This is a genomic window from Methylotenera versatilis 301, assembly GCF_000093025.1.
GTDB lineage: Bacteria > Pseudomonadota > Gammaproteobacteria > Burkholderiales > Methylophilaceae > Methylotenera > Methylotenera versatilis.
Genome location: NC_014207.1, coordinates 2,501,451 through 2,513,768 on the forward strand (window position 1 = coordinate 2,501,451; position 12,318 = coordinate 2,513,768).

At 38.3% G+C, this 12,318-nt stretch carries 12 protein-coding genes; all 12 read right to left on the reverse strand.

Going from position 1 to position 12,318, the window contains the following annotated elements; all coding sequences use genetic code 11:
• Positions 1–34: 34 nt before the first annotated feature.
• Entirely contained in the window at positions 35–841 is an 807-nt protein-coding gene (locus M301_RS11415) for a galactosyl transferase (protein ID WP_013148938.1), read from the reverse strand.
• Between the two features lie 45 nt (positions 842–886).
• On the reverse strand, positions 887–1,939 hold the full coding sequence (locus M301_RS11420; protein ID WP_013148939.1) for an acyltransferase family protein: 1,053 nt from the start codon (positions 1,937–1,939) through the stop codon (positions 887–889).
• Entirely contained in the window at positions 1,932–3,416 is a 1,485-nt protein-coding gene (locus tag M301_RS11425) for a lipopolysaccharide biosynthesis protein (RefSeq protein ID WP_013148940.1), read from the reverse strand. The genes M301_RS11420 and M301_RS11425 overlap by 8 nt, the downstream gene beginning before the upstream one ends.
• A gap of 76 nt (positions 3,417–3,492) precedes the next feature.
• On the reverse strand, positions 3,493–4,395 hold the full coding sequence (locus M301_RS11430; RefSeq protein WP_013148941.1) for a polysaccharide pyruvyl transferase family protein: 903 nt from the start codon (positions 4,393–4,395) through the stop codon (positions 3,493–3,495).
• 78 nt (positions 4,396–4,473) lie between these two features.
• The gene (gene epsI / locus M301_RS11435) at positions 4,474–5,172 is read right to left on the reverse strand and encodes an exosortase-associated protein EpsI, B-type (RefSeq protein WP_190274925.1); all 699 of its coding nucleotides are present in this window, start codon (positions 5,170–5,172) and stop codon (positions 4,474–4,476) included.
• Positions 5,173–5,192: 20 nt separating this feature from the next.
• Positions 5,193–6,053 carry an exosortase B gene (gene xrtB / locus M301_RS11440; RefSeq protein ID WP_013148943.1) on the reverse strand — a complete coding sequence of 287 codons (861 nt, stop codon included), beginning with the start codon at positions 6,051–6,053 and terminating at the stop codon, positions 5,193–5,195.
• Between the two features lie 103 nt (positions 6,054–6,156).
• A complete protein-coding gene (epsG, locus tag M301_RS11445) occupies positions 6,157–7,038 on the reverse strand; it encodes a chain length determinant protein tyrosine kinase EpsG (protein WP_013148944.1) in 882 nt (293 codons plus the stop codon).
• A gap of 6 nt (positions 7,039–7,044) precedes the next feature.
• Complete coding sequence (gene epsF / locus M301_RS11450) at positions 7,045–8,448, reverse strand: chain length determinant protein EpsF (protein WP_013148945.1); 1,404 nt, start codon at positions 8,446–8,448, stop codon at positions 7,045–7,047.
• Positions 8,449–8,456: 8 nt separating this feature from the next.
• Positions 8,457–9,476 (reverse strand): SLBB domain-containing protein, encoded by a 1,020-nt coding sequence (locus M301_RS11455; protein ID WP_148218605.1) that lies wholly within the window; start codon positions 9,474–9,476, stop codon positions 8,457–8,459.
• Between the two features lie 94 nt (positions 9,477–9,570).
• Complete coding sequence (locus tag M301_RS11460) at positions 9,571–10,521, reverse strand: EpsD family peptidyl-prolyl cis-trans isomerase (protein WP_013148947.1); 951 nt, start codon at positions 10,519–10,521, stop codon at positions 9,571–9,573.
• Positions 10,522–10,545: 24 nt separating this feature from the next.
• On the reverse strand, positions 10,546–11,793 hold the full coding sequence (gene epsL, locus M301_RS11465; RefSeq protein ID WP_013148948.1) for an XrtB/PEP-CTERM-associated polysaccharide biosynthesis outer membrane protein EpsL: 1,248 nt from the start codon (positions 11,791–11,793) through the stop codon (positions 10,546–10,548).
• The gene (locus M301_RS11470) at positions 11,777–12,316 is read right to left on the reverse strand and encodes a cyclic nucleotide-binding domain-containing protein (RefSeq protein WP_238524640.1); all 540 of its coding nucleotides are present in this window, start codon (positions 12,314–12,316) and stop codon (positions 11,777–11,779) included. Before M301_RS11470 ends, epsL begins: the two co-directional genes overlap by 17 nt.
• Positions 12,317–12,318: the final 2 nt, after the last annotated feature.

A 12,318-nucleotide genomic window follows, 5' to 3' on the forward strand; every position in this document is an offset into this window, starting at 1 on the left:
TAATTTAACCTCGCGAAAAAATTTATGCTTGAAGCTATAATCCAAAATAATCTTTTCTTATGGTTGAACTTACAAAGCGCATACTCATTAAATTGCGAAGAAGTTTAAACGGCTTAAGTATGATAGATCTATTTAGTAAATACATTTTAATCAATGTGGGTGACTTACTGTGCGCACCAGCATGCCCTACGCGATAAACTGCGCCTCGAAATGGTAAACTTGCCAGAGGAGTTCCTTTATCAGCCAATATTTTACCTATCTTTACATGGCTACCAAGCATGGTTTTAACATATTCACTTGATGCAGTTTCAAAACTGCCAGGCAAGTCATAAAGACTAGATCGAATAATCAGTGAAGTCCCGCAGAAATTGGCAAAATCACGATGAATATAGAGTAACTTACCTCCATCACCCCATACATAGCCTTCACTAATCTTCCAGCCATTGGCATTTTGGTTTTGTGCTACATAATTTACTAAGCGATTGCTCACAAAATCGTCGTCATCAACTACCATATAAAAAGTGGTATCTCTAACATGAAGCATGCCTTTGATTACTCGCCGCCCCTTATCTAAACGAACTGCATCATAAAAAGCTTCCTTATCATGCCCTTGCTGCTCATACATTTCATTAGGAGGGAAGCTCACTCGAACCACTTCAAAACCTTCTGGAGCTAAAGGTAAATCTGCCCCTTCATTCGCGACTATTACTGCCCGCCAGTTTGGATTAGTTTGTGAGGCAACTGAGGCAATAGTTTGAGTTAAATTAGCCTTAAGTTTAACCCAATCTTTTGAATTAGCTTGATGGCGTACTGGAATAATAAAAGTGATGAGAGTATTCATGTTACCTTTAAAAGTGAGTTATAAAAAAGAACTCGAATCATTAAACTATAGAGCATTTGTCCCGGCAGGCTTAGTCCTACTCAACCAAGCCCTCATAGGGTCATCATAGAACTTAGCAATTAAATACGTTACGGTTAGTGTTACAACAAATACTATGCCAATTTCCTGATAGAAATGAACTGGTGTCGTTGTATAACCTTTATATATGTTAAGAATTGGGTTGTGCAAACAATAAAGCGGATAAGAAATCCAACCTAAAAACAATACTAATTTTTTTATAAAGGGTGTTTTAATATCAACGAGTACCGCAGCAATAACAAACAACGGCACGACAAAAAGTGAGCAAAAAAGCCAATAAACAACACTTTTATGAAAAGGTAATAGAAACATCAATAACAGCGCAAAAACTATTAAAAGTGGGTGGATAGCTGGAAGCCTATTTATATCATCATAAAACTTATATATGAGCACACCAAACATAAAATTGAAACCTGTGCGTGGAAAACCACCAACAAAATTAACGGTTGACCAGCCTACCCAATCTCTAAATACATACACCTCAATCATAAAAAAAATCGCAAATAATGCTGTAAATACTATTAATTTTATTTTGGACAATCTAATAGTAAATAAAAACAAACCATTTGCAATAACTTCAAAAAACAAAGACCACGCAGGTGGATTTGTAAGGAATATCCCATTAATACTTCCTGGCACGGCATTAACAAAATATGGCAAATAAAATATATTAAATAGATTCGATTCTATAATTTGTGTTGGAGTATAAGGGGTATTGCCAAAATACAATTTTACTAAATACGAAATCAAACCTAAACTTAACCCCATTAGAAACATTGGATACAATCTTATTATGCGTCTTTTAAGATACTCTAAATAACTCATACCCTCCAACAAGCGCTGACAATAAGACCATGCAATAACAAAGCCACTTAGGCAAAAGAATAGATCAACCGCTAATGGGGCAGAACTAAAATATGCCGTATGTCCATACTGCTCAGTGAAATGAAAAACCACGACCACGAGAGCGGCAATACCTCTTAAGCCATCCAGAAATTCGAAACGATGACACTTATGCATTTAACTGTCGGTTCTTTTTATTATCAAGAACGTTTTTTATTACCCCCAATAACTTATCTTTTGATAGATAAAAAATAGAGATGCAATAACTAAGACCGCCGACAGTCACCTCGGCCAACAAGCGTATTTGCTGAGAATATTCTTGCATACAATAAGCTATTAGCAAAACTGCAATGGACATGATTGCGCTAGCTAAAAATGGCTCTAAAAACTGACGAAAGTAAGTGGTGACTTTTAGATTGATAATTCTTGATACCATCACAAGGGTAATAGGCCAAAATATCACTGTTTGCAATGCCATGACCATCACAATTAGATTAACGCCTTTATTAAAGAGGATAAGGACTGTCGATATTGTTAATACTTGCCGAAAAAGTTGATAATAAAACCACCAATTACTTTTACCTTGGCTGTTAATGAGCGATGCTTGAATAATACCAATACAACTCATGAGTCCAATCAAACAAAACCATCTAGCAGGAGAAATTGCGTCAATCCATTGAGCACCAAAAACTAGTGGGATAACGTCAGCTACCACTAGTGCCAGTCCTATGAAAGCCGGAAATGACACGATTGAAGATGCAAAAGTCGTAATTAAAAAAGCATCACGTACCTTTTCACTTTCATTTTGCAATGAAGACAATAACGCATGTGAGACCGAAGTAAGTGCACCAGCAATGACATCATTTAACATTTGGAATAAACGTTTTGCAAAGTTAAATATACCTAATGGTGCTGCACCTATGAGTGACCCAATTATAATTTGATCTAAATTCATAAACTGGATAAATCTGTTGGCTGATGCAAAAAAACCATATTTCCGTAGATCTTTAAGTTCATTTAATCCAAAACTAAAGCTGGGCCACCATTTTGCACCCCAAAAAACTCCGATGCAGCTTGCTATAGAGGTTGCTAGCTGTGATATTGCTAAGGCCCAGATACCATAGCCATTTAGAAGCAAGCTTATACAAAGAATGCTGGAAACTAATGTAGCAACTACAGTTCTAAGTGCAATTAGGTGAAATGACATTGCTCTTGCTACTAGTGCATTTGGCACTACAGCAGCTAGATCAAACATCAGTTTCAAACCCAATAAAGGTAAAAATTTGGTCACCTCAGGTTGATTTACTGCGGAGGCTAATATTGGCGATAGAATAATCAACACACCATAAATAATAGCAGCAGAACATAAACATACCCAAAACACGGTATCCAAATGACTTCTTCTGACACTGTACTGCTGTATTAATGCCTCACCCAACGCTGCAGGTGCAATTGCACTGGCAAACGACACAAGGCTTAATGCTAATGCGATCACTCCAAAATCATGAGGTAATAAGTACCGTGAACTTACAATAAAAACTATGCTATTTAGCAATACAGGTACTACAGCATTGATTGCAGACCAAAATGCACCAATTAAAGCAGCAGAGGCTCGCCTTGTTTTAACATGCGCATACTTTGAATCGCCTTCCATCTTATGATTTTTCCAACCTATTTTAAATTTTCATATTTATTACAACACGCATATATAGTGGAAGCCTTCAATGGCACTAGTAAATCACTTTACCTTTCCCTAAGTCTATTATTAACTCATCCAACTTAGTTAGCATTTGATCATGTGCGCTTTCAATACGAACATCTGAACTAAGGCTAGGCATAACGTTTTTACTAATATTTAAAAGCTTATCTGCAGCTCTTTGCGCAAAAATTTGAGGTGCAACATTCAAGAGGAGAGTTCCTCTACGTCTAAACTTATCGGCTATAACTGGACTTTTATCATCAAAAAATAACACAGTTGACTCTAACAAAGATGAACAAACCATTTGAGTTGGTTTCAAGTCAATATCTAATGCAGAAGCCCAATCAAACCATTTCATGGAATGCGCGTTACTAATTGGCTGTATTGGAATCCAAGGGACTCTTAACGCATCAGAAACAATTGCACCATGCATAGCCTCTGTAATTACAAGTTCAGATGCAAGTATTTGATCCAACACATCATCAACAGGTGCGCACGGATCAATATAATGTATTGATCCTAATTGACAGGCAAGCTCCCAATTACCAATAAATGTACTTTCCCAGTGCGGCATAAAAGATACTTTATATCGCTTATCTACTTTTTGTTTTACACATGAACGCAATAATATTGCAGCATCACCAATGCCTAAGTTCTCATCTATACCTAGAGATTTTGCTGTTAACTTGCCTCTTACAAAGTGAAATTTCCAATTGTTATCCAACTCTGGTAGTTTAGTATATCCTCCATATCCTGCGCCGAACACTACCTTCTTTTTATCTTTTGGAAAAAAATCGAAGATTATTGATCCAATTCCTAAAAATATTGTATCGTCATCTGTTTCCCAGACGTCATCGATAAGCTTTGGCCACATCCAGGTATTAAGCTCATCACCAAAGTTAGGTTGCTTACCCCGATAGAAATATAAATTCACTTTGATTCCATTAAAAAATGTTTGAATTAGAAAAGTATTATTCCGTATTTTGTAAGCAGAAAATTGGAATAACTTTAATTATGTCGCAGCTAAAATAGTTTTCTGACTTTTAGGCAGACTTAATAACAACTCTCTAAGAAAGTTTTCTTGCTTTTCATAGGCTGTGACAGCTGAGGCGGGATCGCTAATTGCAGTTGAAGCTCGAACTAACACACCATCTAGAACCTTACCTTTTAAACCATCGCGTAATATTTTCAATCGCGCTGACATGCCACCTGCAGGGTAATCATCACCGATTCTTACCCAATAGCTGACTGTTTCATAGCGGTTTTGATTACTTACTAGCAAGCGTAGTGCTTTTATAGGCTTTGCCGCTGACATGTTAATTGTGTTATTGGTTTTGTTAAGTAATTGAAACCCTTGAGCGACATAACAAACTTCGGGGCGATGAATCTTAATATCTTGTTTTTGTTCACGAGCATAGGCAATGGCTAGCATGACTCTATCGCCACTATTATTGGCGTAGGTGCGCATCACAATTTTGTCATAGAGTTGGCTAGCTAGATCATTACCCCCAGTAGTCAAACCAACTTGTGTAAACGGATCTGCTATCTGTTTCCACTCTCCAAATTCCACTGGGATGATAGTGTCTAGATCTGGCGTAGCATCAACTACATGTATGGTAGGCGTTAATTTAACGGCAAATAATGCCGCCGAAATCAGAAGCACTGCGACCAGCACGCTTTTTCTTTGAGTTATTTGTGGAAAAATGAACATGCAAACTTTCATCATGCTCATCAGCCCTTAAGCGCTGCAACTGAGCGCCTTTCTAATTTACTTGAGATGTATCTTAATAAGCTATCAACACCAATAATCAGCATTAAAGCCGTCATAAATAGAAACATGCCTGAAAATTGATGGGCGAAGCCTTGCCCTGCCTCATCACCCCAATAAAATGTGATCAGCGCGAGTACGATGACTCTGGTGACGTTAGATGCGAAAGATATCGGTACAATCAATGTGGCAAGCAGGGCATTACGCATGGGCGACTCATGTCTCATCACGTTCATATAGAGTAAGCCTAACGCCTCTAAAGTAAATAATGAGTTTAAACCCGCGCATGCATCAGCAACTAACAGCTGATACTGTCCGATATAGATGATTACCCCATTTCTAGCGACCGGATAATCCATTTGATACAGCAAGTGCTCAGATGCATAAGAAACTGCCATCTTCATTGGCTGCGTAATAATATCAATAACAGAGGGTGGCAACGGCACCATAAAACACAAGAAAAAGAATGCAAACCAAAAATGCTTAGCAACACCCGTACCAAAAAAAATGAGTGTTAAAGCGAGTAATACAACCACCAATGAACCTACCTCAAATATATAAAGTGATTGAGATCTTCCAATGGCATAAAGTACGCAGCCAATCACTAAAACAGGCCAACCTAGCCTTGGAGCAGGAATAACAGGAATTCTAGTGCTGACTAGTAGCTTAGCTTTATAGTAAAAAAACCACAGCGCTACTGCAAATACAATTGGCCCATGCGCTTGTTGATCTGTTTTCCAAATACCATGAAATAAGTCATAAAATGTGGGAACATAAACGACTAACAAACCAAGCAGTATTGTCAGCAACGGCAATACCGGCATTAGATGATTTTTGCTTAAATTTGAAGCTGAGTAGTTAATAGCTATTTTCCAAATGTAGTACGGTTGTATTACTGTCTAAATTTTCACGCTTAATTTTAGACTCTTAGAAGTCGTTAACTACAGCCCCAACAATTTGAACGCCAGCAAGCGTTAACTGATCGCGAATGTTAGTTAAATCTGACAGTCGCGTTTGATTGAGTCTTGATGTTAGCAATGCACCTTCACAGCGACTCGCGACTGTTTGCGCATCAGAGGTCTCAACGGCGGGCGCCGTATCAACAATCACTACATCATAATGTGCGGTTGCTTGTTTCATAAACTCGACAAAGTTTGAACGGCTTAATAACTCTTGTGGGTTTGGTGGCACCGTACCGGCGCCCAACACCGTTAAATCTACAAATGAATCTACTTTCTTCACAACTTCAAGACCTGCACGACCCACTAAAATATCAGAAAGTCCTCTAGATTCGTTTAAGTTAAAAATCTTATGTTGAACAGGCTCTCTTAAATTGGCATCAACGAGTAAGGTCTGCTCACCCAATTGAGAAAACACCACGGCTAAGTTTGCCGCTAAGTTACTGCAACCATCACCTGAGGTAGCAGAGACAATCGCTAAGGACTTATAACCTTCATTAAACCAACGAAGTATTAACTGACTTCTTAAAGCTCTAAGCGCCTCTACCTGTTTAGAAAAGGGCTTGTAAGCAGCAACAAGCTCTTTACTAAATTGACCTTGATTAGGCTGAAGATAAGGGTAATCAAATTGCAATGACAGTACTTGCTTAATATCCGCCTCAGTAATTAATCCAAGCTTTTGAGCAGCATCACCAAAGCGGATATTCTCTGCTTTTTGCAATCGAAGTACGCGCTCAGCATCTTCTGGCTTTATCTTACCTAAATCAAGCAACAACTTACCGATACTTGAATCGGCTTTGCGACCATCATTTTGCACTAATTGCTCTTTATCCACGTTAATATCACCCATATATTTCTAATTAGAAGTAAGCAATTTTCTTGCTTGCCCTAGCAATAAGTTTTCATTCGTCTTTGTGCTATTGCCCTCAATCACGGCAAATACTGGTACGCCTAAAATGATAGAAATATCATCTCTACCGCGAACACGTCTATCCAATAGCTCTGCAAATAGTCCAAAGCCTATGCCCAGCACTAGTCCAACAAAGGCACCCAAAACTATATTTAGCAAAACTCTTGGGCTACTAGGGCTGGTAGGAACGATGGCGGGATTTAAAATGGATATATCATTTTGATTTGATTGTCCTTCTATACTCGTTTGACTAAAGCGCTGGGTCACAGCATCCATAGCTTTCTTCGCAACTTCCACATCTTTCTGCAGAACGCTCATTTCATCTCTCAGCCGATTTAAGCCTAATACCTTCTTCTTTTGACTTTCAACTTGAGAGCGAAGTTGTGCCTCGCGTTGCTGGTTGATGCTAGCTGAGTTACCAATACTATTTGATAAACGCTGAGCCTCTTCATGCAGCTGACTTCTAATTTTATTAGCTTCGCCTTCAGCAGATTTATAAGCAGGGTGATTTTTACCCAAACGCTGACTTAACTCTGCCAATTTAGCATCTGCGCGAGCAGACTCAGACTTTAGACCTTGTATTGTTGGGCTGGATGCAATATCAGGCGAATCCAACGAACTTCTCTGGGCATTTGCACTGCGTGATTGGGAGTCTATCGAAGCAACTTGTACCATACTCAACTGCCCAGACAACTCATTCAGCCTCATGTTTTCTATATCTAAGTTTTGCTCAGGATTAGTAATACCTTTTTCTTGCTGATACGCTGACAATCTTGACTGCGCCTGCTCTAAATCATCTCTTAAAACTTTAACTTGCTGTCCAAAATATCCAGCAGCTTGCTGAGCTGGGGCAACCTTTAACTGTGCACTAGTTTGTTGATAGTTTTCGGCAAATGAATTTACTGCAACAGTTGCAAAATTAGGGTCAGCGCTATTAAAAGAGATTTCTATAACGCTACTCTCCTTCGATGGCTTTACACTTAAATTTTTCAGCAATAAATCTGCTAACCAATTCCTAATATCACCAGAACCTTTACTAGCTTGTCTAAACTGTGTCTGCGCTTGCTCAGATTTATCTAGCCCTAGCTGATTAACAACTTTCAATGCAATATTTCGACTTTGTATAATATCATTCTGAGTTGCCATATAACCTGGCATTAACTGTGCAGGCAACACCATGCCAGTTACTGGATCCATGCCTTTATAGTTGAGTAATAACGAGGTTGTTGCAGTGTAGCTCTTGGACAGCAATAAAGTAACTACAGTTGCAGTTGATACTGTAATAAGGAAAGTAATTAAAATAACTTTATAACGAGCCTTTAATATCAATAAAAATTGAAGCAAATTCATAAATATCCCTAAAATAGACTTTCTTCAACATACAACACATCATTTGCTTTAATCAAGTCAGTCAACTTAGGTACTACCTTTTCTATAACGCCAGCATCATTACGGCGCATTAATTTAATATTGCGTTGCGTACCACGCACGGTTGGTCCACCACCTTGAGCTAAAGCCTGCACTACGGTCATATTTCGTTCGACTCTATAACTGCTTGGACGTTGTACCTCACCGTAAATATAGTACACGGGTGCACGATGCACATAGATTTGGTCATTCGCAACGACATATATATCTTCAGTAGATTCATTGGATAGAAAAAGTCCTGCAACATCAAATTCTTTTTTAAATGGTTGCCCATCGCGCATTCCAGTAACAACGACAGAATCTGACGCACTAGGAACCATACCACCCGCCATTGCTAGCGCATCTACAAGCCGCATTTTCACGCCATCTAAAGAGAACCTGCCTGGACGCAACACCTGGCCTATAATTGAAACCTGATTTCCAGGCGTAATGTAAATCACATCACCATTACTTACCAGAACATCTTCTGCTTTTTTATCTCCAAGAAATAGTGAAGCAAGATCAACCTCATATTTATAGGGCAGTCCGTCACGCATTCCAGATAAAACAGCCATCCCGTTTCCTGCATTGAGTGTTACTCCGCCAGCATTTGCTAAAACATGGCTAAGCGGAATGTTCGATGTTTCAAGTGGGAAACGTCCAGGCCTATTTACCATACCCAATACAGCCACTTGATTACCTCGGACTTGCAACAGTACGATGTTAACTTGCGGCTCTTTTACATATCCGCCTTTAATAAGCGCCTGAGCGATTAATTGCTCTGCTGTTTGAATGCTCTTTCCACCAACATTCACTTCACCAATTAAAGGATACGTCACTAACCCAGTACCTGAAACTCGCGTTTCAGTTGTTAACTCTGGATTCTGAAAAACATTAATGCGAATCGAATCGCCAGCACCAAGTAAATAGTCTTGCTTACCCTCTGCTTTAGCTATGTTATTAACCGACATGATTGTCAAAAACAAGCCTATTACAGTGATGAATCTTAAAAAACGTAGTTTCACGATATGTCCTTGAATAAAAAGTTATAAGATCTAATCATGCTTATTTTAAACCTGCTACACCAGCTTCAATTGTTGAGTCTTTCTTTGACTTCTTTTGCTCTTCAGTAAGATTTGATGCAGCTTCTGTTTTATCACTTGTTACTTTTGTTTGGCTACCCTCAGACTGAGTTGCAAAAGCACCTAGATACTCAATTTTGGCTTCTTGACGAAATTTTTTGATTTTATCTTCAACAATTTGCTTGCCACGCGTATTGATAAAGTAATTTTTAATCATTGGAGTAGCTTCGGTCAAACCCACTGGAGACTCTTCAATACTAGTTAATTTGATAGCATGAGCAATATCACCTGACTGCCAAACAAACATATCACCATCTTTTAGCATCTGCATTTTAGGTAAAATATCTAACGGTAGCTGTTCCGCAGGTCGGGTAAATGAGCCACTTGAAAACTTAATACCTTTAGCTTTAAGACTCTCTGCAATATCCATCATAGACTTCTGAGCATTCACATTTTCTTTTAACAACTCAAGTGTCTGCTCATTACTTTGAGTGCTGATATCTTGTAAATTGTATATACGACGCTTAGAAAACAGCTCTGTATGCTCGTCGTAATACTTTCTAAACTCGCTATCATTTATTTCTGAGGAGTTAGCCAACATCTTTTTCAAATAGGCTCTTGCTAATATTTCTTTTTTAGCAGCTTCTATCTCTAAAATGACATCCGGTGTTCTGTCCAAGCTTTCTTTGCTTGCTTTATCTAGCACAAGTTGCTGATCAATCAGCTTATCTAAAGCTTTTTTTCGAAATTCTGAAACGTTTTCTGCAGTTACGTTCTGTGCACTCTTCATCACAGAATCTATTTGATGCGTTGTAATTTCTACGCCGTTCACTTTAGCGGCTATTTGTGAGTTCGCAACCTTCTCACTACCTTTACCACACGCAGCTAAATTACAGAAAATAACAACTAGACTAAGTTTTAGAATTTTATTCATCAGAGTAAAAACCTTTAAAGTGGGTTAAAAAGTAAGTTGTCCATTGAGTCCAACCGTGTTTGATGAAAAATCTCTATCAGCAAAATTTGAGTCTCTCTCATCATGTTGCAAATTAATACCAAACCTCATGGTACTTCTTGGCACCCAAGTAGCCTCAACACCATACGTAATTCCATCATCAACCCTAGTGGACGTTGCTAAGTTTGTTAAAGGACCGTCACCAAGGAACTTCCTTTTGCTCACCGAAGCATAACCTCCTAGCACTACTTTTGAAGTTAAAGCCCAAGTTGGCTTTATGCTTAATACGTCGTTAACTGTATAGCTGCTAGTGAAGTCTTGATAAGATGCAAGCTTTCTGGTCACATCAAAACCTATATTTAGTTTTGCGCTAGCATCCCAAGAATAATTAAAACCTCCAAAATACCCAGAGAAATCTCGCAAAACATACGTATCATCCGCATGAACATTATGCCCTAAATTAGCAGTTAACTTAGATTTACCGGACAACTTCCATAACGCACTTAACTCTGCTTCATTTTCAGAAAAATCTTTACCAATTTGATTCGGAAGATTAATTTCCTGATTCTCACCATTTCTTTTGCGTAACTTTAATGCAATAAAACTGTCAGACGGGAATGAATACCTTACACCAACTTCCCCTCCATTAAGTTTGAAACTGGTTTCTTGTAAAAATGTCTGACTGTTGACACTTTCGAGCTTAGTGTAGCCCCCCAGTAAATGCCAAACATTATGTGGGGACCAATCAAAATTAAACATTTGCATTTCAATTGTACGTATATTTTGCGCATTTGAGTTTCTATTATCAAGAAACGGTATCAAATCAACATTGCGTTCCGATGACAAGTTCCCTCTTAAACTAGGAGTTAGCGACCAAAGCCATACAGCTTTATAATTATTAGAGTTAAAGTTTAAAAAATCGGCATTCTCATATTTATTATCAATATGAGAATAATCAAACTTGAACTCTTGTAGCGAATATTTCTTATCTACTTTAATACCAAAATTTGTTTTCAGTACATTATCAGACCGCTCGGCTCCTCCGCCTGGGTTTTGTCCATCCGGCAACAAAAACAAATTATCATAATGTCTATAATCGGCACCTATCAAAAAATTGATTGTATCGTCACTATCTGCGTAAGCCGAAATAGTTGCGAATTGACACAACAGCCAAGAAGCGACTAAAGTAAATTTCAACAACGCATTTTTATTGTGTCTGCACAACATAAAAGGGGATTTAAAGCGATGCAACATATAACCCACTAGACAGATCTACTTTTGACTCAACAATCGCTTCGCGAAGCCTAATACTCATAGTCTGCAATAAAGTGAGTAAGAGTTTATTGCCTAATCGAGGCATTTGCAAAAGAACATCATTTAATGTTTCACGAGTTAAAACAGCAAAATCCGTTGGCAAAACTGTGACACAACTGGCAAATCTTGGACACCCATCTATCATAGACATCTCACCGAGAGTAGCACCCACACCAACTTGCGATATTAATTTAACCTCCCCACTTGGAATAGTTTTAGTAACCTCAACATTGCCCGTTAATATTAATATTAAGTAGTCGCCAGCATCACCTTCTTTAAGCAAGGTTATACCCTTGGGCGCCGCATAGCAATGCATCAACTGACACAAAGTCCTTACTTCATCAAGGCTAAAAGCCTCAAAAAGTTTAATATCTTCAATTATTTCAAAAATCTCTTCTTCATATTGATCTGCCCCGCCTAAATAAACCAAGTCTGGATGCAACTCCATAATTTCTCTTTTCATAA